This window comes from Geovibrio ferrireducens (assembly GCF_026226615.1).
GTDB classification, from domain to species: Bacteria; Chrysiogenota; Deferribacteres; order Deferribacterales; family Geovibrionaceae; genus Geovibrio; species Geovibrio ferrireducens.
In genome coordinates this window covers 1-25,444 of the sequence record NZ_JAJAPB010000015.1, presented here as the reverse complement: position 1 = coordinate 25,444, position 25,444 = coordinate 1, and the positions used below count along the sequence as shown (strand labels likewise).

Sequence of the window (25,444 nt, the reverse complement as noted above, 5' to 3'; positions counted from 1 at the left end):
AAGGAGACGGCAGATACCGCATGAGCAAAACAAACACCCTTCTTAAGGAACTTGAGGAAGTCGCAGCCAAGCTGAACATCAAGGTGCGCTATGAACGCACGAAGGCAAGGGGCGGACTCTGCAAAAAAGGGGAACAGTTTCTCATAATCATTGATAAATCAGCAGATCCGCACTATAAGACCGCTGTCATAGCGGAGGCGATCAAAAAGTTTGACCTCGCTGATCTTTATATAAGCCCAAAAGCCAGAGAAGCCATAGAAAGCGCGGACTAGGAAAAAGAATGGGAAAAAAAGCAGTGGACATTGACCATGTTTATGATGTGCTGGCAGAGGAATACGAACGGCTGGAGAAGCCATCGGTAACGGCAATAGCAGAGAAAAAGCGCGACCCGTTCCGTGTTCTGGTGAGCACTATAATCTCACTGCGCACAAAAGATGAGGTAACAATAGCCGCCTCTGAACGCCTGTTCGCAGCTGCCGACACTCCCGAAAAGGTGCTGGCGCTTGACACGGAGGCGATGGAAAAGCTTATTTACCCCGCAGGTTTCTACCGCAACAAAACCCGGACAATAAAGGACATAAGTGCTATACTCATAGAAAAATACGCAGGCAGTGTCCCCGCCGATATTGATGAGCTGGTCAGGCTCAAGGGCGTAGGAAGAAAAACCGCAAATCTCGTACTGGTAGAAGGTTTTCAGATACCCGCAGTCTGTGTGGACATCCACGTCCACCGGATTTTCAACAGGCTGGGATACCTGAGCACCAAAGACCCCGACAAAACAGAGACTGAGCTTAGAAAAAAGCTCCCGCAGAAATACTGGATCAAGCTGAACGAAATGATGGTGACATACGGCAAATACATATGCCGCCCCATCTCCCCTTTCTGTTCCGCTTGCGGGCTTTCTGACAGTTGTGCTAAAGTCGGCGTCACCACAAGGAGGTAAGCTGTGGCGCACCGTATTGATGAAACAGATGTACAGATCCTGAACCTGCTGGCGGAAAACTCCCGTATTTCCTACGCAGACATCGCAAAAGCAGTGGGCATGAAGTCCCCTTCGGTAATTGAGCGCATAAAGTGGCTTGAGACGGAAGGGATTATCACCGGCTACACAGCACAGATAAACTACAAAAAACTCGGTTACGACATCCTCGCTTTCATCGGCATTTTCATCGACAATGCCGACAACATAGCAGACTTTGAACACCACCTTAAAAAACTGGGCAAGGAGATAATCGGCTGCCACCACGTGACGGGTGAATACACTATGCTTATCAAAGTTATAGTAAAAAATACCGAAGCGCTCAGCACACTGATCAAAAAACTCCGCAACACCCCCGGCGTTACCAAAACCAACACAATCCTTGTTTTCTCCACCATACTCGACCGCTCAAGGCTGCTTTGATAAAAATAAGCGCCGTAATACCTGTCTACAACAGAACGGAAACCCTGAAAGACGCTGTGGAATCCGTTCTGTTTCAGGATTACCCGAAGATTGAGATCATCGTTGTTGATGACGGTTCCGAGACAGACCTTACAATTCCCCTGAAACCGTACATGAATATGATACGCTTCATCCGGCTGGAGAGGAACCACGGCGTGAGCCGCGCCCGAAACGAGGGGATAAAAGCCGCTCAGGGGGATTTCATCGCATTCTTGGATTCTGATGATGTATGGCTCCCTTTCAAGATAAGCCACCAGACGGAGATTCTCAGAAGGGAAGGCACAAAGGTCTGCCACACTAACGAGTTCTGGTACAGACAGGTCAAGTTCATAAACCAGAGTAAAAAACACGCCCGCTACGGCGGATACATCTTCCCCCGGATTCTGGACATATGCAGAATAAGCGATTCATCAGTCATCATAGCGAAGGAGGTATTTGAACACGCCGGAATGTTTGATGAAACCATGCGGGTATGTGAAGACTATGACCTGTTCCTGCGCATCGCTGCGCTGTATGAAGTAAGCTACAGCGAAAAAAAATGTATCATAAAAAGATCAGTCACAAACGATCAGTTAAGCGCCTCCATAAACCATATAGAGTCGGTCAGGCTTGATTCCCTCCGCAAATTCTGCCTTAACTGCAAAGATTTACCTCCCGAATGGCAAACCGCTGTTTTAGGGGAGATACAGAGAAAAGAACAGATTGTTAAATCAGGCTTAAACAAAGAATGAGCGTACTTTAAAGTAATTTCTTGCTATTTTAAATTTATTCTGTATAAAAAGCTAAAGAAGACGATAACTTTATCATCAAAATATAAACTGAAATCTTATGAAAAAATATTTAGCAATTATACCCGCATTTCTTTTTGTTGTATCATGCGCAGGCACTCAGCCCGCAGGCCCGAAATACTCCTCACTGGTGCAGGAGCCTTCGGCGGCGGAAGAGTCGGAAACGCAGGAAACTGCCTACTCTGTGCAGCTTGAAGCCTTCTCTCCGGTATTCCTTAAAGACGAAATATCGAAGAGAGAGCTTAACTACGGGCTTCTCCCCTCCAAACCTGAATTCCACTTCGATGATATAATACAGACCCGTTATGTATACGATGTTATCCCTCTCGTTGAGGAGGACAGGTACGAATACTATGTGAAACGCTTCACGCAGGACATCCCCAACGTTTTCCAGAACTGGCTCAACAGATCAAACAAATACTTATACATTGTTAAAGACATTCTCCGCAGGGAAGGAGTGCCGGATGAGCTTGCTTATCTCCCCTTCACCGAAAGCGGCTTCAACGCCACAGCCATCTCCCACGCCGGAGCAAGCGGCATGTGGCAGTTTATGAAAGGCACAGGCAAAAGCTATAATCTTGATGATAACTTCTGGGTTGATGAACGCAGGGATTTTGAGAAAGCCACCACAGCAGCAGCCAGACATCTGCGTGATCTTTATGAAGATCTGGGCGACTGGCATCTGGCTCTTGCCGCTTACAACGCCGGAATGGGCAAAATCATCCGCGCAATCAGGATGTACGAATCCAGAGACTTCTACACCCTCGCAAAATACGGCTACCTCAAGCAGGAAACAAAGGATTACGTGCCTAAGTATCTGGCACTGCGTCATATATTCTGCAACTATCAGGAGTTCGGGTTTGAAACCCCTGTGGAAACACCGCTGATATTTGACCGCCTCACGGTTGACAGACAGGTGAATCTCTATGTCATAGCCAGACTCACAGGAACAAGCTATAACGTTCTTAAGGAACTTAATCCGGAACTCAAAACACCGATTACCCCCCCGGCAGATTCTTATACCATCAGAGTTCCATACGGAACAGCGGAGAACCTGAACCAGCAAATTGCTCAGATGCCCTCGGACGAGCTTCTGATGTACAGAATCTACAATGCCAAAAGAGGCGAGCATCTTGATAATATCGCAAAAAAATACAGCGTCAGCCTTAATGATATAAAATCATCCAACGGTCTGCTGCATACAAAGCTTTATAACGACACGCCTATATTTATCCCTGTTAAAAAATACCATGATCCTTCTCTGGACAAAGAGTTCGCGAAGGTTCTGAAACCTTACAACCCCAAGGTTCACGTTGTTAAAAAAGGCGAAAATCTCTCGGCGATCGCCCGCAAGTATGGTCTCGGACTTAATGAGATAATGGCAATGAACAAAGGGATCAAACCAAACAAAATACAGCCCGGACAAAACCTTATAGTTTCAGTGGACTACAAAAGAAGCGACAAAAGATACGTTGCACAGACAACAAAATATAAGAAATATGACACCGCAGCCGCAGCAAAAAAGAAACGCCATGTGGTTAAAAGCGGCGAATCTCTCTGGGCTATAGCACAGAAATACGGAACAACCGTAAATGCCATAAAGAAAAGCAACAAACTCTCCGGCTCTCAGATCCTTCCGGGCAAAGTGCTGATAATTACGGATTAGAGAAAATTAAACTCTCTCCGCCCCTCCAATAAAGACTGCCGCGTCGCTTACACTCCTCGCAGTGACAGTATTGTTGTCATTGCGAACTCCGCAGGGGTGCAGCCCCTGCCTTGGGGCTACTCAGCTTTTCTGCCTCATTGCCTGCTTCATTAAAATAATCAGATCGAAGACCCGCTTAACGTCTTTTTCAGTCTCTTCCTGAGTACCGGAATTATTCACCACAAAGTCAGCGTATTTCAGCTTTTCATCTATGGGCATCTGAGTGCGGATGATTTTCTCCGCTTCTTCCCTTGTGATATTATCCCGGTTCATCAAACGCCTGAGCTGTTCCTCAGGCTCACAGTAAACAACAATCAGCCCGTCAAACCGTGTGTATGCCCCGGTTTCCACACAGAGGGCAGCCTGAGTGAGGATGATCGCCCTGTCATCCTTCCCTTTTATTTCACCCACAAGCCTGGCTTCTGTTTTCAGTATTGCCGGATGAACTATCTCCTCCAGCCTTTTGCGGGCGGCATCATCATTAAAAACAATCTTCCGAAGGACGGCTCTGTCTATGTTCCCTTCGCTATCCACAATATCCACACCGAAAGCGTCCACCACCATAGGGTAAGCCATGCCGCCTGGGAACATGACTCTCCTGCTGAGAATGTCTGTATCGATTGTGTAACAGCCCAGACGCTCGAACATTTTTGCGACTGTGGTCTTCCCGCCGGCTATGTTTCCTGTAAGTCCAAGATACATAATTAAACTCCGTATATTTTCCGCAGAAGACGCACCCTGTCCTCCTCCGAAAGGGAGGAGAACAATATGCAGAGCTCGTCCGGCCTGTAGCCCTTGCATCCCCACGGTCTGTTTTCATATATGCCGCATTGCCTGCCCGCCGTGAGATGCGCACAGGGCTCGCCCGCTTTTTTGCCCAGTACGCTTATATCAAAGGCGATGCAGCATGCGCCGCACATTGTACACTCTATTTTGTTATCAGGCTTCCCGCACATAGTTACGCAGCACGCCTATATTCTCCACCTCAACCTCAACAGCATCGCCGGGCTTAACCGCCCCCACTCCGGGAGGCGTGCCTGTGGCGATAACATCACCGGGGAGGAGTGTCATCACTTCCGAAATAAATGATATGAGCGTTGGGATGTCGAATATCATCATGTCCGTTGTTCCGTCCTGCCTTGTTTCACCGTTTACCCTTGTTTTCACGAAGATTCCACGCCAGTTGAGATCAGTCTCTATCACAGGGCCCAAGGGTGCGAATGTGTCAAAGCATTTTGCGCGGGTAAATTTGTTCTCTTCCTTCTGAATATCCCGTGCGGTGAAATCGTTCATTATTGTATAACCGAGGATAAACTCCTCCGCTTTTTCAGGTTTAACATTCTTACAGTGCTTGCCGATAACCACGGCAAGTTCCCCTTCGTAATCCACCTGCTTTGATGAAGGCGGGTAAATAACGTCCCCTTCGTGCGCAGTGAGACATGTGGAGGGCTTTATGAATATCAGCGGAGTCGTGGGGACATCGTTCCCCAGTTCTTTTGCGTGTGCGGCATAGTTTCTCGCCACACAGACAATCTTGGACGGGAGCACAGGCGGAAGAATCTCAACCTCGCCAAGCTCATATGTTTCGGTAGTCACAACGAAATCCTCAAACATTGAGCCCTGTATGCGCCTGATTTTTCCGTCAATCAGCACCCCTTTTTTTTCAACCTTTCCCGTTCTGAATCTCAGCAGCTTCATCTATCCGCTCTCCGTAAGTATTTTTTATATAATTTTCAGCATCTTCTTTGTCTCTCAGGCTGCCGCTCACAAGGCGGAAGGAAGTGTCTCTGATAATCTCCCCCATCAGCTTTCCGGCAGGTACGCCCATTTCTGCCAGAGCCTTGCCGTCTATGAGTGTTTCATTCTCAAAGCGCATGAGTGTAAAGGCGGCTTTCAGTTTCGGTTTAAGCCCGCTGCCGCTGTTAACGGCGGTGAACATATCCGCCGCAAGGCTCCAGTCCTCTCTGTAAGTATAAATGTATTTCATAAGGTTATCCACACTGTAAGCTGAAAACGATTCCAGCATAAGGTAAGCCTGCGCCGCATTTGCCGTGCGCTTGGCGAGCTTCACCGGATAGCACTGCCTGTCCATAACCCTGAGCGCGCCCTTCCGGAAGCCGTATACGAACGCACTGACCTTTACAAACAGATCATCCGCACTCATGGAACCTATGGCTTTCAGCAGGCGTTCTTCCTCAGCTTCTGAGGTATCTGCGAAAATGCGGAGAACTCCGCCCTTAACAAGCCTTGTGAGAACTTCCGCAGCGTGCGCCCCTTCCGAGAGCTTCTGCATCTCCGCAAAAATACGCTCCGCAGCTATGTTTTGCAGCATAGGCGCTTTGTTCGCAGCGAGCTCTGCCGTATGCCCGTCTATCCCGAACCCCAACTGGGCGGCAAACCTGTAAGCCCGCAGCACACGCAGAGGATCATCATCAAACACACCGTCATGGACTGCGCGGATCACGCCCGCACGTATGTCCGCATCATCACCTATCACCTTACCGTCAGCAGAGAGGGCAAGGTTGTTTATGGTGAAATCCCTTTTGGCGAGATCCTCATAAATATCCGCACCTCTGGGAGCGGAAACATCAAACTCAGCCCCGCCTCCCGCAAGGCGAACATTCTCCTTAAACTTAACTGCCGCTGTTTTCAGCTTTTTTGCCAGCTTAAAGGCAAATTTTTCATAATCAGTGCCAAAGGGAACCATGTCAACGTCCTTGACATCTCTTCCCAGAAGCATATCCCGTACGCATCCGCCCACGAAATACAGCTCCACGCCTTCATTAGCGGCGGCCTGTAATATTTTATTTATATGAGGAATCCTTTTTAGATCGGTCTGAAAAAGCAAAATACCATCCCAAACGGCGCAGGAGCCGTTATTTATTGACGAAAGGGGGACAAGTAAAATAAACTTATCCCCGTATGAGAATTTTAATTATATCCGATACCCACTCCGATTCAATAGAAAAACTCCCCGCAGCGGTTCTGACCGAGGCGAAGGGGGCGGATGCGGTTCTGCACGCAGGGGATATAATCGGCCTTGGGCTCATAACCGGACTGCGGAGCATAAACCCTTCCACATATGCAGTGCGGGGCAATATGGACACTATGGTGACGGAAGAGCTTCTCCCTGCGAAAAGAACACTCAGATTCGGCGAAGTAACAATAGGCCTTACCCACGGGGAGGGAAGCCCCTTCGGGCTTGAGAACAGACTCCTTTACGAATTTGACGGCGCGGATATAATAGTATACGGACACACCCATAAACCCTTCTGGGGCAAAATAGGCGATGTCCACTTTCTCAACCCCGGCAGCCCCACGGCAAACAGATACCAGCCGCAGGGTACATACGCCCTCCTGTTCATAGAACACGGCAGGTTCAGGGCGGAGATAAAACAGATTCAGGAGTAACACAATGCGCATAGCCATAATAGGCGCAGGCAGCGCGGGCATAACCGCCGCCTATCATTTTCTTAAAGAAACGGGAATTCAGGTAGACCTCTACGAAAAAGGGAACAACATACATAACCGTCAGCGCAACGAAGTCATGTCCGGCTTCGGCGGAGCGGGCACATACTCTGACGGCAAACTCACCCTCACCACCGAATACGGCGGCTGGCTCACAGACTACATGAGCGAAAAGGAACTGGAAGTCCTCATAGAAGAAGCGGACGACATATGGAAAAACGTCAGCGGAGTTCTTGAGCTTGATTCCAAAAGCAACTACGAAGCTGTTAAGGATCTTGAATATTCATGCAGCAGGCAGAACCTCAAGCTTTACCCCGCTAAAATACGCCACCTCGGAACAGACAACTGCCTGCTCTTCATCCGCAAAATGTACGAGATGTTTGAGCAGTCCCCCCATATAAAAATACACTGCAACAGCGATGTTGTGGATCTCATAGTCGACGGCGACAGGGTTACGGGGCTGCGCACCATAGAAAACGGCGAAACCGTTGAGCGTGAGTATGACAAAATAATCGCCGCAGTGGGCAGAAGCGGCAACAGCTGGATGCAGGAAATAGTCCGTAAATACGCCCTCAACTATGACCTTAACCCGGTTGACATAGGCGTAAGGGTGGAGGTTCCCCGCTCGGTTACGGATCACTTCACCAACCAGCTTTACGAGTTTAAAATAAAATACTACACCAACGGCTTTGAGGACGAGGTGCGCACATTCTGCGTTAACCCCGGCGGCTTTGTGGCCATAGAGCGCAACAAGGACAACCTGCTCACAGTGAACGGACACAGCTACAAAAACCGCAAGAGCGACAACACCAACTTCGCCCTTCTGGTTTCCACAAAGTTCACTGAGCCCTTTGATGAACCGCTGAAATACGGCGAATACATAGCACGCCTTGCCAACATGCTGGCAGGGGGCGACAATATCATTGTACAGCGTTACGGCGACCTTACGAGGGGCAGACGCTCAACCAAAAAACGCATTGAGAAAAACTTTGTCCACCCCACACTTCCGGGAGCTATGCCCGGCGACCTCTCCTTTGTTCTCCCCTACCGCTACATAAGCGACCTGACGGAGACAATAGAGCGCCTCAACACCGTAATGCCCGGCATGAGCGACCCCAACACGCTCCTTTACGGCGTGGAGGTTAAGTTCTATTCGGTAAGGATCAAGGTGGACGGAAAAATGAGATCAGCCAATCTGGAAAACCTTTACTGCGTGGGTGACGGCGCGGGGCTGACCAGAGGCATAATTCAGGCATCCGTATCAGGCCTTATCGCCGCCAAGGATATATTGGGAAAATAGAGGGAGGATGGACTCCGCAACTTTAAACAGGCTGAAAGCTCTCCGTAAAAAATACAAGGCGGAGGGCTTCATAATAATAGGCTTTACAGGCAGCTCCGCTAGAGGAGACGATACCTGTGCGAGTGATATTGACCTTGTTTATGAAGTGGAGAATCCGAAAGAGTTCGCCGTCCGCAACGGCGGATTCGGCGCTTTCAGCCGCATTGCGGAAATACGCTCCGAGCTTGAGAAAGAGCTTAATAACAAAGTGGATCTGATCGCAATAACTTCACTCAATGAGGTAGGCAGAAAATATATTCTGAAGGATATGAAATATGTCGGCCAGGGGCGATGCGGCAAGAGCTGAGTTTATACTGAAAATCAAATATTGAAGAGATTGTAACACGGCACGGAAGCCCTGAGTCTGCACTTGATGACGAAGTTGAGGGCAGACCTGCAATACTTATGGCTCTTCATCAGGTTGGGGAAACATTAAGCAAAATCGACCCTGAGCTTATTGACAGATTTAAGAAACTTTATAGCACATGATTGTATTGGCGCGGATCTTAAGATCGTTGAAAGTGTCATCAAGAAATTCATCCCCTAACTGAAACGCAAAGCCAGAGAACTTCACACTTCAGTAGAAAATCACCTCTAAACCGCAATATATTCTAGTAAATCACAAAACTTAGGTGAAGAATCTCACCCTCTGCTGCCTACAAAATGGTTTATATACCCGTTTTCAGGTTTTACATTTTCCCATACAGCGTCCTTAAGCAGGTTGGCTATTTCCGCCATCTGCTTTTCAATTGACGGGGCATTAACCATAGAGGACTTCAAAAGACTGTACGAGTGCGATAATTGTTTGGTATAAAAGTCTGTTTTTTCGCTGTCACTCATCCCGGCAGTCGTCTCCGCAGACCATACAGGCATTCTGTCTGTGGCATGTTCACGGGCATAACGATACATAAACGGGTCATTATTCTTAACCGCAAGAAGCAGGTTCTGGGTCAGTCCGGCGGGAGCGTCCGCAAGCCTGCCTTTGTAATCGCCTAGTTCCCACGTGTCTCCCTGAATGATCTGGCTGGTGATATTCAATCCCTGCACCTTCAGGCGTGCCTGAGTGAAGCTTTCATTCCTCACGGCATTGCCTTCATCGTCCTTGATAAAGCCGCCGTTTTCATCGGTAAGGAACATATCTTTCCAAATATCAGAAGGGGTATCGTAAATCTTCACCCCGCCGTCTTCGCCGTAGGTCTTCATTCCGGCTTCAAGTCCGGCTTTTTTGTATGATGCTTCATAAAAATAAGCGTCAACATCGGAAACTTTCAGCTCACGCAGCACGTCAGCATCATTGATGCCCATCTCCATGCCGAGCTTCACAGTCAGTCCCCACGAAAGGTCATCAATATTTTCATCCTTTTTGTCAACGGACTTGCCGAGTTCGATAAGGCTGTTGATATAATCAGCGTCAATAACTGAGGAAGAATCCTTCACCGTCTGTGCTGGGTCGCTTTTACGCACTGCATTGATTTCTGCGGAAAGCTTTTTCGCAATACCGGATAAATCAATTCTGTCAGCAGTGCTCTGCTCTTTCCGCTCAATTCCGGTAATACGAATTTCAGGAGTATCTGCCGGCTTCGACCCGGTCAGATTTATATTTGACATATCAATACGCAAACTGTCCATCAGCGAACCTCTCTGATGGACAATCGTCCAAAATGTCTAATTCTTGAGATAATATTTCATTAACGCCTAAAAAATCGCCTTAGTCACGATATTTTCCAGAGAATTCGGTCCTTCGATTTTTATAATTCTGTCTCCGCCGAGAACCACAACGGGGGGATTTATTATTCCGTATTTCGGCGGAACAGGCTCTTCGGAGGTGTCAATCAGGCGCACCTCTACCTTTGCACCGTAGCGGTATCTTATGTCTTCCGCAAGTTCGGGTGTTTTTTTATCGGTTTCGCCGTCATAGAAAATTTCGATAAGCATAGCATCCTCCCTGAGTCTTAAAACAAACCCCATTATAACGGGCATATGATAAATATATATCCCTCTCATGCAGTTTGCCAAGTGAATCTGACTGCGGACACGTCTGATTGACTATTATGTTATGCTGTAGTATGGTTGGGTGTTGGAAAGTCAGGCAATATTTTTGCGTTTGTTCGGGGATTCTCCGGCTTACATCGCACATTGACACTGCAACGCAGAGAACCGGTTTCTTGGGAAAGAGTTTGAGAAAACCTTTCTTTCCCGCTAAAGAAAGGTTTTTTCAAAAAACAATAGAATGTTGAACATCTTTAAAATAGAGGTCAATCCGGCAGGACGCGCGGATTGATGAAAATAAGCAAACTATCGGAATCTTCCGGCGTTAATGCCGGATAACATAAATACAGCCCCATGGACGGGGCTGCGCCGTGCGAAACGAAGGTGGGTTTACCCCGCCGCGAGTGTGTACATCAATCCGGCAGGACGCGCGGATTGATGAAAATAAATACGAGGTTTTCATGCTTAAAAAATATCTTCTTGCGCCGGGGCCTACACCAGTTCCTGAAACTGTTCTGCTTGAGATGGCTCGTCCCATAATTCACCACAGAACATCCGAGTTCTCGGCTATTTTTGATAATGTACGCAGACGCCTTCCCGAAGTATTCGGCACAAAAGAGGAAGTCCTCATGCTTGCCGGAAGCGGAACAGCAGCCATGGAAGCGGCTATAATCAACACAGTGAACACAGGCGAAAAGGTTCTGATAATAGATGCGGGCAAGTTCGGCCAGCGCTGGGGCGATATATGCAGGGCTTTCGGCATGGATGTCCACAAGATAGAGCTTGAGTGGGGTTCATCTGTTAAGCCCGAAATGGTTGAGGACTTCCTCAAAGCAAACCCCGACACTAAGGGCGTTTTTGTTCAGGGGAGCGAAACCTCCACAACCGCCTGCCACCCCATAAAGGAGCTGGCGGAAGTTATAAGAAAATATGACGACACGCTCTTTATAGTGGACGGAATAACATCAGTGGGCGTTTATGACACCCGCATGGATGAATGGGGAATAGATGTGCTTGTCACAGGCTCTCAGAAGGCGTTCATGCTCCCCCCCGGCCTTGCGCTTACAGCACTCAGCCAGAAGGCGTGGGCAAGAACCCAGAAGGTGAAAAACCCCAGATACTACCTTAACCTCGCAAAAGAGCTTAAGGCGCATAAGGACTCCACAACGGCATACACCCCCGCCATATCGCTCATCATCGGGCTGGACAAGGTTCTGGACATGATGTTTGAAGAGGGGCTTGCAAATGTTTATGAAAGACATGAAATAAACGGACAGGCGACCAGAGCGGCTGTTCAGGCTCTCGGTTTCAGGCTTCTCGCCAAGGATATGCCCGCCAATTCAGCCACAGGCTTTTACCTGCCTGAAGGGTTTGAAGGGGGCAAGTTCATCAAGTTCATGCGTGAGAAGGTCGGCGTGACTTACGCCGGAGGACAGGATCACCTTAAGGGCAGAATAATGCGTATATCCACCCTCGGCTACCACGACGTATTCGACACCATCATAGGCATAAGCGCCCTTGAGATGGGTCTGCGCAAATTCGGCGTGGATATAGAGCTCGGCAGCGGGGTGAAAGCCGCCGAAGCCGTTCTTGAAAACTACATCGGGAAATGATGATGAAAAAAAGCATGCTCGCTTCCGCCGTTACAAATATGGCTCCCCTGCGCTCCAAGAAGCTGAACGAGATAGAATCGGCTCTCAGGGATGTTCTCTCCTCCTACGGGTGCATTGAGATCTTCCTGCCCATATATGACTATTATGATATGCTCTCCTCCACCACGCAGGGGTTCAGTGATGAGAACATCATCCGCTTTATAGACCGCAACACGGGCAAGTCCCTTGTTCTGCGGCCGGACTTCACCCCGCAGGTGTGCAGATACGCCGCTAACTACATGAACAATTACCCGCTCCCCCTCCGCCTCGGCTACAGGGGCAGGGTGTTCAGAAACGTTAATATGGACAAGGGCATAAAGTCCGAGAAAACGCAGGTCGGGTGCGAGCTTTTCGGCCTTGAGGAGATGACGGGTGATATTGAGCTCCTTCTCATAGCGGAAAACGGCATAAAAGCCCTGAAACTCAACGGTCACAGGTACGTAATAGGCGATATGAAGTTTAACGCCGAGCTTCTGAAACTGGCGGGTGATTTCAAGGAGGAGTTCCTTAAGGCTCTTTCCGCCAAAAACCTCGACCGTATGAAGCAGATAATCGATTCATCCTCACTGGATGAAGCTGCTAAAAAGTTCCTTAAATCAATCCCGTTCGCTTACGGCGGAAAGGATGTGCTGAAAGAGCTCCGCACAACAGCACCCAACGGCGAAATAAAAGGGAGAATCGAATACATCGAAAGATTTTTCGATAAGCTCACCGAACTCGGCATAGCCGAAAAAGCTCTGGTGTTTGACGCATCAGAATGCAAAGGGTACGATTATTACACGGGGCTCACATTTGAAATCCTCCACGGAGGCATAGGCTCCAAGATCGGCACAGGCGGCAGGTACGACAACCTTGCCGGAAAATTCGGCTTCAACGTGCCCGCCTGCGGGATGGCATTCTACGTGGAAGAGATCATAAACGTTGACAAACCCACCGGGGTTAAGGTTTCCTTTGACTATATGGTCACCGGGAAGGATAATCAGGCTCAGGCGGAAAAACTGAGAGCTGCGGGGAAATCGGTTCTCTATGTGGAAAATAAAGAAAACAAAGATAAATTTCTTGAGTTTTACGAAATAGGACAAATCCTTTAATTGAGAGGTTGAAATGAGCTGTACTGTAGTTCTCGGCGCCCAGTGGGGCGATGAAGGGAAAGGTAAAATTGTCGATATTCTCACGGAGAAGGCGGATGTGGTTGCCCGCTATTCCGGCGGACACAACGCAGGCCACACAGTGGTGATCGGCGGCGTTAAATATGTCCTTCACCTTATCCCCTCAGGCATTATGCACGGAGAAAAAATTAACATCATCGGCAACGGTGTTGTGATAGATCCCAAGGCGCTCCTTGACGAAATGAACGACCTGAAAAGACAGGGCGTCACCTTCGGCAAAGGCTTTTACATAAGCAAAAGAGCCCATGTTATCTTCCCCTTTCACGGCATTATTGACCGCCTCAGGGAAGAGATCAAGGGGAGCAAAAAGATAGGCACAACAGGCAGGGGAATAGGCCCCACATACGCTGAAAAAGCCGCAAGAAACGGCATCCGCATCTGCGACCTTTTCGATAAAGAAGTCTTCCGCGAAAAGCTGGAGCAGAACGTTAAGGAGGCCAACTTCCTCCTTGAACAGAAATACAGCTCCGATAAGCTGGATGTGGACGCTATATATGAGGAGTACCTCGGCTATGCGGAGCAGATGCGCCCCTTTATAGCTGAAACGGAATACCTTATAAACGACCTGTACAACTCAGGCAAAAAAGTGATGATGGAAGGCGCTCAGGGCTCACTCCTTGACGTTGACTTCGGAACTTACCCCTTTGTCACCTCCAGCAGTTCCACTGCGGGCGGCGCATGCACAGGAACCGGACTCTCACCTGCAAAAATAAACAGGATAGTCGGCGTTCTCAAGGCATACACCACAAGAGTGGGCGGCGGCCCCTTCCCCACTGAGCTTTTCGATGAAGACGGCGAAAGACTCCGCAAAGTGGGCAACGAATACGGCGCAACCACAGGCAGACCCCGCAGATGCGGCTGGCAGGATCTTGTGGCAGTGAAATACGGCGTAATTGTAAACGGCATAACCCACATAGCCCTCACCAAGCTTGACGTGTTCACCGGAATGCCCAAGCTGAAAATTTGCGTCGGCTATAAAATAAACGGAGAAGTGACAACGGTCTTCCCGCCTGAAATCAAAAACCTTGAGACATGCGAACCTGTTTACGAAGTTTTTGACGGCTGGGATGAGGACATCTCCAAAATCCAGAACTATGATGAACTCCCCAAAAACGCTAAAACGTATCTGGACTTCATCAAAAACTTCCTCGGCATTAACTACTGCCTCGTATCAGTCGGTACGGACAGGAAGGAAACCATGCTTCTTGAGGACGTGTTTTAACCTCTCAAACCATTAATACAAAATGACAGGCCGCCCCCGAAACAGAGGGCGGCTTTTTTTTGCACAAATGCGGAAAGAACTTTCAACCCTTCACATTTTTTCTGATGACAGAAGCATAAGTTTGATGTAGATTAGTCCTTCAAGTTCAGTGTCTTCGGTGGTTTCAGAGAGTTCAGAAAATCATTCGAAAATAATTGAATTTTTTTAAAAAAAGTCGTTGACAAAGATTAGGGGATTTTGTTATAAACCAATTCCCGCTTGTGAGAAACGCACTTGCGAGCAGAGAGAGCCATTAGCTCAGTCGGTAGAGCAACTGCCTTTTAAGCAGTGGGTCGTTGGTTCAAGTCCAACATGGCTCATTATGTCCCTTTCGTCTAGCCCGGCCTAGGACACCGCCCTTTCACGGCGGCGACAGGGGTTCGAATCCCCTAAGGGACGCTTTAATAGATTATAATTCCCAGGGCGGTTAGCTCAGCTGGGAGAGCATCGGCCTTACAAGCCGAGGGTCGCAGGTTCGATCCCTGCACCGCCCACTCCACAAACCATGGGGGCGTAGTTCAGTTGGTTAGAACGCTGGCCTGTCACGCCAGAGGTCGAGGGTTCGAGCCCCTTCGTCCCCGCTTTAAAACCTAAGAAAGCCAACCACATATGTGGTTGGCTTTCTTTTTGGCACGTATTTGGCACATTTTACTATATAACTCCCTATCAGAAAAATGACAGCTAGCTCTAAGGATGGGGCGTTATGGCAATGAGAGTGATTTCGTTCTTATCAGGCCCATAATGCCAAAAAATCCGGTATACAGCCGGAGTATTGTTTTCCGCATAAGCTTCAAACACCTTGGAACCATCAGGCGCACTGATTGATGAATATTCATGAGTATTGAGAGACGGGTGTTTAGGATTGAGTTCAAGATACCCAAGCGTCTTTCTGACCGCCTTCAGCCTTTTGCTCAACCCTGAATCATTTAAAAGAATTTCATAGTCTGACTTTGCTTGCTCTGTAAATTTTAAGCTGAACAACATCAATCATCCTCTGAAAAGCCGGCGAAACTGCCAAGGTTATGCAATCTGCCGTTTGCGGAATCATCAAGTCCTTTCTTCACTTTTGAAAATGCTTCTTTATTTCGGTACAGCCATGCTTCCGCTGCCGGTATTTCTACGAAGGGTTCAAGAATAATCCTGTTCCTCTCATCTACAGTCACCTTTACGCTGCTGACACCATGCAGCAGACTTCCAAGAGCAATACGCCCCTTACTGTCAGGTTTAAGAGTTTTTATTGCTGCCATATTTCACCTCTGAACATAAAATAGTTCGGGTGGGAATATATATCAAGTGGGATTTACTACAGATTGCCTTAGTGGGATATTATTTACAAGGTGTACTGTTTATGCTCCCTGATGTATTTATCTAAAATAGGTATAATATCTACAACTCTTGACTCTGAAGTCTTTGTACTCTTGACATCCCCCCATTTTTCCCTTGCCAAGCAGTGCGTATAAACTAAAATACCCCTATGCTGTATGAAATAAACGAGTCCTACGGACGAATCAAAAACTATATCAAACATCTGCCCCTGTATTACTCCAACAATTTCTCTGAGATAACGGGAGCAGACATCTACTTTAAGCTGGAAAATCTCCAGCGTACCGGTTCATTCAAAATACGCGGCGCGCTCAACTGTATCCTGAAAAACATCGATAAGTGCAGAGAAGGCGTAATAGCCGCTTCTGCCGGAAACCATGCGCAGGGCGTGGCATTCAGTGCGAAAAGCCTTGGGCTTAAAGCTGTTATAGTAATGCCTGAGTTCACCCCGATGGTTAAGGTGAACAATACCTGCGGACACGGTGCGGAGGTTATTCTCCACGGCCGCTCGTTTGAGGATGCATACAAACATGCCGTCAGCCTTGCGCAGGAAAGAAAGCTCCGGTTTATCCACCCATTTGACGATGCAGACGTAATAGCCGGGCAGGGCACGGTTGCCTACGAAATACTCAATGAAAAGAGCGACATAGACCAGATAGTCGTACCTGTGGGCGGCGGCGGTCTGATTTCGGGAATCGCCGAATATGTCAAAAATACCCGTCCGGATATAAAAATCATCGGTGTTCAGGCGGAGGAGGCGGCCGGAATGGTCAGCAGCCTTTCCGAAGGGCGTGTGGTTAGCCTTGCCTCATCCTTGACATTCGCAGAAGGCATAGCGGTCAAAAAGGTGGGGGATCTCACCTTCCGCTGCTGTCAGAACTGTGTGGATGAGATGATAACAGTATCTGAAAACGAAATCGCCCTTGCGGTGCTGGAATACATAGAGAGAGCCAAACTTGTGGTGGAGGGAGCCGGTGCTGCGCCTCTGGCGGCGCTTCTGGCGGGCAAGCTTGATGTTGCGGGGAAAAAGACAGTGCTTGTGGTCTCCGGCGGCAATATTGACGTAACCACGATAAACCGCATAATAAGCCGCGGCATGACAGCCACCGGACGCTTCATGACAGTCTCCATAATCCTTCCTGATGTTCCCGGCGCGCTCACCGCGCTCTCAGGGGAGATAAGCCGCCTCAGCGCGAACATCCACGAAATAGTCCACATCCGCAACGACCACAACATCCCCCTCAGCCGCAGCAGGGTGAATATATCCCTCGAAACGCGCGGCTTTGAACACATTGAACAGATAATGGAACGCCTCGGCTCGCTTTATGAGGTTACAAGGCTGGTTTAGCATCTGAACCGCAATTCCGTACAAGACAAAACACCCGTTAAGGGATAAAATCTGAAGTTATGGAAAAGGCAGACGTACTGTTCACAAAAGCAGTAAGCCATTACGGCAGTATAGATATAATGAGTGCCCGGATGATAAACACTCATTTCTCGAAGCATTTTCACGAGGGCTTCGGAGTGGGTGTAGTCACCTCCGGTGCGCTCTCATTCAGCTACAGAGGGGAATGCCTGACTGCCGGAAAAGGGCTTGTGAATACGGTAAACCCTGATGAACCTCACGACGGCAGCCCTGCTCACGGCCGGGAATGGTCATACAGGATGCTTTATTTCAGCGAGCAGGTATTCAGAAACGCCTTTCAGGACATATCATCTCTAATAAAAACACCCTACATAATAAACGGAGTGATTGAGGACAGAGACCTTGCCTCAAAAATACTTTATTTCACGGAACTCTCAGCCGACCCGGTAAGCAGTGCGCTGGAGCTGGATTCTTCCCTGTGTATGCTTCTGGCATCCTTAATCGCCCATACGGATAAAAAACCCCATAGGATAATGAACTACCGTCTGGGCAGCAGGCTTCGCACAGTAAAAGAACTAATCAATGACCGTATATCAGAAAATTTAACCGGACAGGAACTGGCGGATGCGGCAGGGCTGAGCCTGTTTCATTTCATACGCTCATTCAAAGCGGACACCGGACTGACACCGCATGAATATTCCGCAATCAGAAAAGCACAGCATGCAAGAAGGCTCATCACGGAGGGGCTCACTCCGGCTCAGGCCGCAAGCGAAGCGGGGTATGCGGATCAAAGCCACATGATAAAAAGGTTCCGCCGCTTCTTCGGCATCACTCCTAAGTCATTTCAGCAACAGCGTACTATAAGTTTAGGGAAATAAACCGGATACTCCTCTTAAAGGAGAAGTGCCCGTGAAATATCATCTTTACCTTGCTTCGGCTATGTTTATTGTCGGCAGTTCGATCACAGCCGGCAGATTCATTGCAGTAAACACACCTGTAAACCTGTCTATGTTTCTCCGCTTTGCAGTGGGGAGCGCAGCCCTTTATCTTTTTATGCTCCTCAGAAAAGAGCGCCCCGCCAGCCTGTCTGCGGAAAATGTATTTCTGATTTGTCTGCAGGCTCTTCTGGGCTCAGTCTTATTCAATGTCTTTCTTCTCAGAGGGCTTAAGACTGTTTCTGCTGTTGCTTCGGGCATAATCTCCGGCTTTACGCCTGTTATGATTACAGTATTGGCCTTCGTTCTGCTCAGGGAGAAAGCGGACAAAATGAAAATCGCCGCCGCATGTACAGCAACGGCAGGGATAATAGTGGCTAATACAGAATCGGGAAGACTTGAGGCTGATTCAGCAGGGCTGCTCTTCGTCTTTGCGGCCGTGCTTTGCGAGTCCCTTTTCCTGATAATGCGGCGACTTATCAGAACAAATATTCCCACTGTTTCCCTGTCACTTTATCTGTCAATTGCAGGAATGTTTTTCTTCGCATTTCCCGCCGCAAAGGAAATAGCTCCGCTCACACTGAAAGAGTACGCAGTAATAGGGTATTACGGAATTTTCATTACTGCTGCCGCATATTTGCTCTGGCTGGAGGGGATAAAGCATGTTCAGGCATCCGCAGCGTCAGCATATACCGCTGTAATGCCTGTCAGCGCGGTATTAACAAGTGTTCTTTTTCTTGGGGAACCGCTCTTTTTCAGGCATCTCGCAGGTTTGGCTCTCGTGTCAGCCGCCATAATCCTGACAGGGAAAAAGCGATAAATACAAAAGCTGTCATCCTCCTTCCCTTTCCTTCGTTCATCATATAAACTGAATGCAAAACTCATTACGGTGCAGCATGGCGAAAAAGACAGTAACAATGGCGATAGCCTATGACTTTGACGGAACCCTCGCTCCGGGAAATATGCAGGAGTATGACTTTGTTCCGAAGGTGGGCATGACCACGGCTGATTTCTGGAAGGAAACCTCCGCGGAAACCGAAAAGCACAATGCAGACAGAATACTCATATACATGAAACAGATGCTGGACAAGGCACAGGCGGCGCGGGTTTCAGTCCGGAGGGAAGACTTTGTGACCTACGGCAGATCTGTACGCCTTTTTGCAGGGGTAACAGACTGGTTCCGGCGGATAAACGATTACGGCAAATCAAGAAACATCACTGTTGAGCATTACATAATCTCCTCCGGCATCAAGGAGATGATTGAGGGAACACCCATAGCGGGTGAATTTAAGGCGATATATGCCTCCTCCTTTGTTTACGACCATAACGGAGTCGCCGTCTGGCCTGCGCTGGCGGTGAATTACACCACGAAAACCCAGTTCCTCTTCCGCATAAACAAAGGCGTTCTGAACGTTTATGATGATCATAAGGTCAACGAATATCTGCCGCAGGATGAACGACCTGTCCCCTTTGAAAACATGGTCTTTGTGGGTGACGGAGAGACCGATATTCCCTGCTTCCGCCTCGTTAAGGAGCTGAACGGACACTCCATAGCTGTCTTCCCTCCCAAGAAAAAGGGAGCCAAAACCAAAACGGACAAGCTTATAGCGGAGGGGAGGGTTAACTTTGCCTGCGCGGCGGACTACTCCGAAGGCTCAGCCATTGAAGGAGCGATCAAGGCTGTGATTGATAAAATAGCTGCTGACTCCGCCCTGAAAACACTGGGAAAAATACCGTGAAATGCATATGCCGCAGTGCTAGACTTTGTCATGGAGATTTATCATGAACGGAAAAATTAATTCAGGTGCGTTAATCCTCGGTATATTCATTATGCTGGGGCTCGGCATACTCGGCTGGCAGCTTGCCACGGCCGCGATAAAATACAAATCGTTCGAAAGAACAGTCAATGTAAAAGGGCTTTCCGAACGGGAATACCCTGCTGACATAGTTATATGGCCTATACAGTTCAGCATGGCAGATAACAGCATACCCGCCCTTTATGCAGGTCTTGAAAAAAATGTGGATATGATACGCAGTTTCCTCATCTCAAACGGGCTTGAGGAAAGCGAAATCAGCGTGTCAGTGCCGACAATAAATGACGCATACGCAAACCTCTATGGCGGAGGGGACAGACCGGAATTCCGCTATGCTTCCCGTCAGGCGGTTACTGTTTATTCATCAAAGGTAGACAAAGTGCGTGAAATAATGACCAAAACAGCCGACCTCGGTAAAGAGGGTCTGGTTCTCACCGGGAATAATTATGACTCGCAGATAGAATACATATTCACCCGCCTCAACGAAGTTAAGCCGCAGATGATAGAGGAAGCCACCAAGGCAGCCCGTGAAGTAGCCCAGAAATTCGCCGAGGATTCGGGCAGCAGACTGGGCAAAATCAAAAACGCTTCTCAGGGTCAGTTCAGCATAAGCGCCCGCGACAACAACAACCCGCATATAAAAAGCGTCCGTGTCGTCTCCACAGTGGAGTATTACCTCTCGGACTAATCCGCATACCCCTGAGCAAGCCTCAGCGCGGCATAAAATGATACAGGAAACAGAGGCCCGTGGGAAAGCTGCGGGTACTCTCTGTACTGTACAGAAATACCTTTTAATGATGCAAAATGGTAAGCCGCCGTCTTTGCCGCATCCGCAGGAACAGAACTCACTGCCCTGACTCTCGCTTCGTATGCTTCGCGCTTTTCACTGTCAAACTGCCTTGCCCTGCTCTCCTGCCCGCTCTTCATCATAAGGAGTGACGCGCCCGTAAACTCATGCCTGGATGAGGCAAAGACCGCAGAAGCCTCAAGCATGGCTCCGCTGTTCCACCAGAGCGAAGGGTCGGCGGATGCGTATGACTGAAAGCTGTCCGGAGACGAGGTAAGCACATAAAGCACAAACAGACCTCCGTATGAATGCCCCCAAAGTGTCTGCCCGGATTTATTCAGAGGCGCGAGTTTCTCCGCTGCGGGCTTAACTCTGTTCTCTATAAATCTCAGAAACTGTTCCGCACCGCCGTTTTTCCGTCCGGGATTGAGTGCATCAGGAAAGGGCTCTCCATCTCCGCGGGGCGGAGTATAGTCATATGCTCTGGAATCCACCTCAAACCGATCCTCGGTTTCATAACCGATAAAGACCGTCACAGGCGCACCCTCTTTTATGAGCCTCTTCTGAATATCAGCACTGAAATCCGCATAAGCAGCATTACCGTCAAGGGCATACAGAACAGGATACCCCCCATCAGGCACAGGGGAGGAGGGGACACCCACTATTACACGGTAATTTCTTTCTCCGTCCGCGGAGATGAATTTAAGAGTCTCAAAGCTGTAGGGAGCAGGCTCAGCAAAAGCGGAAAAAGCAAACAGGAGCAGAGCCGGAAAAGCATATCTGAACATAGGGAAACCTCGCAGAAGATCCTCTGATATGCCTCATGGCGGGATTCGGAAAGTTTCATCTATTATACTTAATTGGAAAGATTAAACAATTTCAAAAGAACTGCCGGAGCGGAAATAAGCCGCCCCGGCAGATGTACTTGGATAAATCATCTTGCGGATGTACTGTCAAGGAGGAACATGACAGTCTCTATCCCCCCTAGTTTTTCGGTTTAAAGAAAATTGAGGGTACTGTGTCTCCGGAGGTAAGAGTATTACCGTTGGAGTCTTTAGTTGAGTCGGGCATACCTACAGCAGTTCTCTGTGCTGTGGGATATTTCGCGCTGATCTCTTCAACTGTGCCGAAGTCAAGGGCTCTCTGAGGGCAGGCTGCAACACATGAAGGCGCAAGGCCGTCATCAAGCCTGTCCCAGCAGAAGGTACATTTCTGTACAGGGTGTTTAACCGCCCAGCTTGCCTTCTTAACAGGTTCGGATTTATCATCGCCGAACTGAGGAGCACCGTAGGGGCATGCAACTGCGCAGGAACGGATGTTCTGGCATTTGTCACGGTCTACTATTACTATGCCGTCCTCTTTTCTTTTATAAATCGCTCCCACGGGGCAGGCTGCCGTGCATGCAGGGTTTGCGCAGTGGTTGCAGGAAAGTACAAGGTTGAAAACCTTAACATCAGGGAAAGCACCGCTTTCCTTAACATTCAGTTTTCTCCAGCTTGCCTTGCCGGGTTTAACGTCATTCCAGTCTTTGCATGCTACAACGCAGGCGTGGCAGCCCATGCATCTGTTCTGGTCAAAGTAAAATGCCATCTGTTTAGCCATGGTTTAATCCTCCCTACGCCTTTTCGATTTTGACACGAGTGTCATTTGCAGAAGTCATGCCTTTGCATATTCTGGACGGTCTTGCAGTAACAACTGTGTTTGCGCAGCCGCCGACATCTATTCCGGATGAGTTTTTCTTAAACCATGCACCCTGACCGATATATGCAATCTTTTCCGGAACTCTCTGAGTAACAACAGCAGAAACATACATTTTGCCTCTGTCGTTGCTCACAAGGAGTCTGTCACCGTGCATAATGCCTTTCTTCACAGCATCAGCAGGGTTAATCCAAAGGGGTTCATATACGTTGTCATCCCACACGCCGTCTGTCCATGCACGTTCCGGATCAAGGAAAGCTGCGTTGCCCTCCGCATCCTGTTTATAGCATTCGTTCAAATACGCGATGTTGTTCAGTGTGGAGTGAGACCTGTACATAAGGTGCCATGTGTGAAGTGTAAAATCGTAGCCTTTGGCATTCAGACCGAGAGGATCATCATGAGCAAGCTCATTTGAAGGTTCCACAGTATCAACCGCATGTCTGCCTTCCACAAGGGGTATATACATGGGAATGGGATAAACAAATCGCCTTGCATCACTGCTTCCGTGACCTGCAGTGTAAATTTCACCTGTGCCGTAAAGTGTATCCTGACCGCCGGGATCTGTTGTAACGCTGTCAATGTTATTGTGGTGTCTTGCTTCGTAGTCCTCAATCATGTTTCCGCAATATGCTTCGAATTTACCTGAAGCGGTAGCGACAGGGTTCGCGTTCGGGTCAGTTCTGAAAGCAGAGAAACTGATCTTGTAGTTTGATGAGTTGACCTGTTCTTGAAGTGTTGCGATCCCCTGTTCAACCCATTCGTCATAGGTCATGCCATATGTTGCGGTAAGGTTGGCAGCTTCCCAGCCGGCTTTTATCCTTGCTTCCATGCCTTCCTGGCCTTCGGGATAACCGTCGAGATACTGCGTCTTCACACCAAGTTTGTCGGCTATTCCGGCAATGATAGAGTACTCGTCCATAACTTCACCGGGAATGTTATGAACCTTGTTAACACGAAGAACGCCGTCACTGGTACTCAGCGCTCCGGGCTTTTCTCCCTGCATTGTAGCAGGCAGAATGTAATCTGAAATCAAGGCGGTTGCTGTCATAAAGTTTTCCATGTTGACAATCATTTCGCACTTGGTTTTGTCAGTAAATATTTCCCAGTTGTAATTAACATCACCGGACTGGTTAACCATAATATTGCCGCCGGGGTTGAAAATTATTTTACCGAAACCTTCATGAATTGCCTTAACCTGTCCGTCGTTCCATTTGGATTTCCCTGTTCCGGCATTGTCGACAGCATCAGGAATCACAAACACAGGCATGTTATATCTCTGAGAAGTGGGCAGCCACGCTGTTGATGTAACTTTAGAGAGATCGTAAAGATCTGTCAGAGAAACTCCGTTAGAGTTGCTCAAAAGCTGGCTGGGAACGGCTGCGGATGTGTTATTCACGGGCATGCCCAGACCTCTGCCTGTTGCACCGAAGTTCTTTGTCACCACAGAAAGTACACGGGTAATCCATACCGCCTGTTCTGATTCCGTATGCCTCTGGTATCCTCCGATGATGAATGTGTTTACATAGTCATTCAGGTACATTTCAGCAAGCTCACGTATTTTTGCTGCGGGAATACCTGTTATTTTCTCCGCCCATTCGGGGGTTTTGGCTCTCTGTCCCCATATGCTTACGGTTTTGCCGTAAAGCTCGTCAGTGGAGTTGACTTCATAGCCGATAGTATCTGGATAGATTGATGTTGCACTGTTAAGTCCTGCAACAACAAGATCATTTTCATCTCCCATTATGAAGGCAGAAAGTGAACCGCCAGCGGGAACGTTGTAAGCAGCATTCGCCACACGACCCGTAACAAATGAGTTGCCCGTGTCAAAGAAACCGTAAAGATGATCTCTGATAAATGTTATATCCAGCGAGCCTAAATGGTTTTTAAGCAGGTGATAAAGCATAGCAAGAACAAGAGCCGCATCTGTACCGGGCATTATATTCACGTAGTCATCAGCCATTACAGCAGCAGATTTTGAAACGCGGGGGTCAATAACTGTGCAGGGGATGCCTGCATCTTTTATCTGGGTAAAGTAATAGCCCGCGTTGGTAAAGTTGATCATTTCATGGGGATTAGCAGACCAGAGAACAATCCTGTCAGATCTGAGAGCATCCTGAATCGCATTACCCTGCGGAGTGCCCTGTGATTTGCCCTCAACCATTGAAGCTACATGAAGCAGAGCCGGATAGCTGTATGTTCCGTAATACCATGTGTAGCCGCCGAGAATGTTCAGAAGCCTGTGAAGAGAGTTTCTCGCCCAGCCTGTCTGGTCTCCGGAAGAATAGATCGAATGTATGCCTTTTGAACCGTATCTCCCAATAACATTCTGCATTTTAGCTGCGATTTCAGTGAAAGCCTGTTCCCATGAGATTCTCACGAAGCCGTTGATGTCGCCCCTTTCACCTGTCTGTTTCAGAGGGTAAAGGATACGGTCATTACGGTAGAACCACTGCTTACGTGAACGGCAGCGTACGCATGAACGGTATTCGGGGGTATCTCCGGCGCTGATAGCCTTGTCGCCTCTTTCGTCAGTGGTGATTCTTTTTACTACTCCGTCTTTAACGTAGTATTTGCTCACGCAGCGGCCGCCGCAGTTGTGGGGAGTTCCGCCCATGATTGTGGTTTCAGTAATGGAAGGAGGTGTCGGACGATTATCCTCATCCTCTTCCATATAAGTTTTGCCGCCGCTTCCTGAACCGCCGCAGCCGT

At 48.5% G+C, this 25,444-nt stretch carries 27 protein-coding genes and 4 tRNA genes; 20 read left to right on the top strand and 11 right to left on the bottom strand.

Translation table 11 applies throughout. From position 1 onward, the window contains the following. The first annotated feature begins 20 nt into the window (after positions 1-20). From OSQ85_RS12440 to OSQ85_RS12420, 5 genes are all read left to right on the top strand, one after another. On the top strand, positions 21-272 hold the full coding sequence (locus tag OSQ85_RS12440; protein ID WP_265823525.1) for a hypothetical protein: 252 nt from the start codon (positions 21-23) through the stop codon (positions 270-272). Positions 273-280: 8 nt separating this feature from the next. Beyond that, positions 281-943 carry an endonuclease III domain-containing protein gene (locus OSQ85_RS12435; RefSeq protein ID WP_265823523.1) on the top strand — a complete coding sequence of 221 codons (663 nt, stop codon included), beginning with the start codon at positions 281-283 and terminating at the stop codon, positions 941-943. Positions 944-946: 3 nt separating this feature from the next. Further along, positions 947-1,402 carry an Lrp/AsnC family transcriptional regulator gene (locus OSQ85_RS12430; RefSeq protein WP_265823521.1) on the top strand — a complete coding sequence of 152 codons (456 nt, stop codon included), beginning with the start codon at positions 947-949 and terminating at the stop codon, positions 1,400-1,402. Then, positions 1,399-2,172, top strand: a complete 774-nt coding sequence (locus OSQ85_RS12425) for a glycosyltransferase family 2 protein (RefSeq protein WP_265823520.1) — start codon at positions 1,399-1,401, stop codon at positions 2,170-2,172. Before OSQ85_RS12430 ends, OSQ85_RS12425 begins: the two co-directional genes overlap by 4 nt. A 97-nt stretch (positions 2,173-2,269) precedes the next feature. Then, on the top strand, positions 2,270-3,895 hold the full coding sequence (locus tag OSQ85_RS12420) for a LysM peptidoglycan-binding domain-containing protein (RefSeq protein ID WP_265823518.1): 1,626 nt from the start codon (positions 2,270-2,272) through the stop codon (positions 3,893-3,895). 120 nt (positions 3,896-4,015) lie between these two features. On the opposite strand, the gene coaE is transcribed toward OSQ85_RS12420, so the two are convergent. From coaE to OSQ85_RS12400, 4 genes are read right to left on the bottom strand one after another with little or no spacing between them, the layout of a single operon-like run. Beyond that, positions 4,016-4,636: a dephospho-CoA kinase gene (gene coaE, locus OSQ85_RS12415; RefSeq protein ID WP_265823516.1), complete on the bottom strand. Its 621-nt coding sequence runs from the start codon at positions 4,634-4,636 to the stop codon at positions 4,016-4,018. Positions 4,637-4,638: 2 nt separating this feature from the next. After that, positions 4,639-4,890 (bottom strand): YkgJ family cysteine cluster protein, encoded by a 252-nt coding sequence (locus OSQ85_RS12410; RefSeq protein WP_265823515.1) that lies wholly within the window; start codon positions 4,888-4,890, stop codon positions 4,639-4,641. Continuing rightward, positions 4,874-5,632, bottom strand: a complete 759-nt coding sequence (locus OSQ85_RS12405; protein ID WP_265823514.1) for a fumarylacetoacetate hydrolase family protein — start codon at positions 5,630-5,632, stop codon at positions 4,874-4,876. Before OSQ85_RS12405 ends, OSQ85_RS12410 begins: the two co-directional genes overlap by 17 nt. Continuing rightward, positions 5,598-6,782, bottom strand: coding sequence for a tRNA nucleotidyltransferase/poly(A) polymerase family protein (locus OSQ85_RS12400; protein WP_265823512.1), 1,185 nt, complete (start codon positions 6,780-6,782; stop codon positions 5,598-5,600). Before OSQ85_RS12400 ends, OSQ85_RS12405 begins: the two co-directional genes overlap by 35 nt. A gap of 74 nt (positions 6,783-6,856) precedes the next feature. On the opposite strand from OSQ85_RS12400, the gene OSQ85_RS12395 reads away from it, so the two are divergent. Genes OSQ85_RS12395 through OSQ85_RS12385 form a run of 3 tightly spaced genes read left to right on the top strand, consistent with a single transcriptional unit; the run spans position 6,857 to position 9,048 of the window. Next, the gene (locus tag OSQ85_RS12395; RefSeq protein WP_265823510.1) at positions 6,857-7,345 is read left to right on the top strand and encodes a metallophosphoesterase family protein; all 489 of its coding nucleotides are present in this window, start codon (positions 6,857-6,859) and stop codon (positions 7,343-7,345) included. 4 nt (positions 7,346-7,349) lie between these two features. After that, complete coding sequence (locus OSQ85_RS12390; protein WP_265823509.1) at positions 7,350-8,702, top strand: NAD(P)/FAD-dependent oxidoreductase; 1,353 nt, start codon at positions 7,350-7,352, stop codon at positions 8,700-8,702. A 7-nt stretch (positions 8,703-8,709) separates the two neighbouring features. Then, entirely contained in the window at positions 8,710-9,048 is a 339-nt protein-coding gene (locus OSQ85_RS12385) for a nucleotidyltransferase family protein (RefSeq protein WP_265823508.1), read from the top strand. Positions 9,049-9,383: 335 nt separating this feature from the next. Here OSQ85_RS12385 and OSQ85_RS12380 read toward each other — a convergent pair whose 3' ends face one another. Beyond that, the gene (locus tag OSQ85_RS12380) at positions 9,384-10,370 is read right to left on the bottom strand and encodes a hypothetical protein (RefSeq protein ID WP_265823507.1); all 987 of its coding nucleotides are present in this window, start codon (positions 10,368-10,370) and stop codon (positions 9,384-9,386) included. Positions 10,371-10,436: 66 nt separating this feature from the next. Next, positions 10,437-10,676: a hypothetical protein gene (locus OSQ85_RS12375; RefSeq protein ID WP_128465415.1), complete on the bottom strand. Its 240-nt coding sequence runs from the start codon at positions 10,674-10,676 to the stop codon at positions 10,437-10,439. Positions 10,677-11,191: 515 nt separating this feature from the next. Between OSQ85_RS12375 and OSQ85_RS12370 the strand changes: the two genes are divergently transcribed. From OSQ85_RS12370 to OSQ85_RS12340, 7 genes are all read left to right on the top strand, one after another. Continuing rightward, complete coding sequence (locus OSQ85_RS12370; protein WP_265823506.1) at positions 11,192-12,343, top strand: pyridoxal-phosphate-dependent aminotransferase family protein; 1,152 nt, start codon at positions 11,192-11,194, stop codon at positions 12,341-12,343. A gap of 2 nt (positions 12,344-12,345) precedes the next feature. After that, positions 12,346-13,473, top strand: a complete 1,128-nt coding sequence (locus tag OSQ85_RS12365) for an ATP phosphoribosyltransferase regulatory subunit (RefSeq protein ID WP_265823504.1) — start codon at positions 12,346-12,348, stop codon at positions 13,471-13,473. Between the two features lie 13 nt (positions 13,474-13,486). Next, positions 13,487-14,773, top strand: a complete 1,287-nt coding sequence (locus tag OSQ85_RS12360) for an adenylosuccinate synthase (RefSeq protein WP_265823503.1) — start codon at positions 13,487-13,489, stop codon at positions 14,771-14,773. Positions 14,774-15,059: 286 nt separating this feature from the next. Beyond that, positions 15,060-15,132, top strand: a tRNA-Lys gene (locus OSQ85_RS12355). Positions 15,133-15,136: 4 nt separating this feature from the next. Then, a tRNA-Glu gene (locus tag OSQ85_RS12350) sits at positions 15,137-15,211 on the top strand. A gap of 22 nt (positions 15,212-15,233) precedes the next feature. Next, positions 15,234-15,306: transfer RNA gene (locus OSQ85_RS12345), tRNA-Val, on the top strand. A gap of 13 nt (positions 15,307-15,319) precedes the next feature. Next, positions 15,320-15,393: transfer RNA gene (locus OSQ85_RS12340), tRNA-Asp, on the top strand. Positions 15,394-15,499: 106 nt separating this feature from the next. Here the strand turns inward: OSQ85_RS12340 and OSQ85_RS12335 are convergent. Beyond that, on the bottom strand, positions 15,500-15,796 hold the full coding sequence (locus tag OSQ85_RS12335) for a hypothetical protein (RefSeq protein ID WP_265823501.1): 297 nt from the start codon (positions 15,794-15,796) through the stop codon (positions 15,500-15,502). Continuing rightward, positions 15,796-16,059 carry a hypothetical protein gene (locus OSQ85_RS12330; RefSeq protein WP_265823499.1) on the bottom strand — a complete coding sequence of 88 codons (264 nt, stop codon included), beginning with the start codon at positions 16,057-16,059 and terminating at the stop codon, positions 15,796-15,798. Before OSQ85_RS12330 ends, OSQ85_RS12335 begins: the two co-directional genes overlap by 1 nt. Positions 16,060-16,286: 227 nt before the next feature. Here OSQ85_RS12330 and ilvA point away from each other — a divergent pair, with 227 nt between their 5' ends. The 5 genes from ilvA to OSQ85_RS12305 all read left to right on the top strand — a co-directional run bounded on the left by ilvA (position 16,287) and on the right by OSQ85_RS12305 (position 20,938). Then, positions 16,287-17,483 carry a threonine ammonia-lyase gene (gene ilvA / locus OSQ85_RS12325; protein WP_265823498.1) on the top strand — a complete coding sequence of 399 codons (1,197 nt, stop codon included), beginning with the start codon at positions 16,287-16,289 and terminating at the stop codon, positions 17,481-17,483. Between the two features lie 59 nt (positions 17,484-17,542). Continuing rightward, positions 17,543-18,379 carry an AraC family transcriptional regulator gene (locus tag OSQ85_RS12320; RefSeq protein ID WP_265823497.1) on the top strand — a complete coding sequence of 279 codons (837 nt, stop codon included), beginning with the start codon at positions 17,543-17,545 and terminating at the stop codon, positions 18,377-18,379. 31 nt (positions 18,380-18,410) lie between these two features. Further along, the gene (locus OSQ85_RS12315) at positions 18,411-19,256 is read left to right on the top strand and encodes a DMT family transporter (RefSeq protein WP_265823495.1); all 846 of its coding nucleotides are present in this window, start codon (positions 18,411-18,413) and stop codon (positions 19,254-19,256) included. Between the two features lie 76 nt (positions 19,257-19,332). Beyond that, entirely contained in the window at positions 19,333-20,175 is an 843-nt protein-coding gene (locus tag OSQ85_RS12310; protein ID WP_265823494.1) for an HAD family hydrolase, read from the top strand. A gap of 43 nt (positions 20,176-20,218) precedes the next feature. Continuing rightward, a complete protein-coding gene (locus OSQ85_RS12305) occupies positions 20,219-20,938 on the top strand; it encodes an SIMPL domain-containing protein (RefSeq protein ID WP_265823493.1) in 720 nt (239 codons plus the stop codon). Here the strand turns inward: OSQ85_RS12305 and OSQ85_RS12300 are convergent. The 3 genes from OSQ85_RS12300 to OSQ85_RS12290 form a co-directional block, all read right to left on the bottom strand. After that, positions 20,935-21,825 carry an alpha/beta hydrolase gene (locus OSQ85_RS12300; RefSeq protein WP_265823491.1) on the bottom strand — a complete coding sequence of 297 codons (891 nt, stop codon included), beginning with the start codon at positions 21,823-21,825 and terminating at the stop codon, positions 20,935-20,937. The genes OSQ85_RS12305 and OSQ85_RS12300 overlap by 4 nt on opposite strands. Before the next feature lie 196 nt (positions 21,826-22,021). Continuing rightward, on the bottom strand, positions 22,022-22,639 hold the full coding sequence (locus OSQ85_RS12295) for a 4Fe-4S dicluster domain-containing protein (RefSeq protein WP_265823489.1): 618 nt from the start codon (positions 22,637-22,639) through the stop codon (positions 22,022-22,024). A gap of 13 nt (positions 22,640-22,652) precedes the next feature. Next, positions 22,653-25,444: molybdopterin-dependent oxidoreductase (locus tag OSQ85_RS12290; protein WP_265823488.1), on the bottom strand; the 2,792-nt coding region annotated here is incomplete at its 5' end.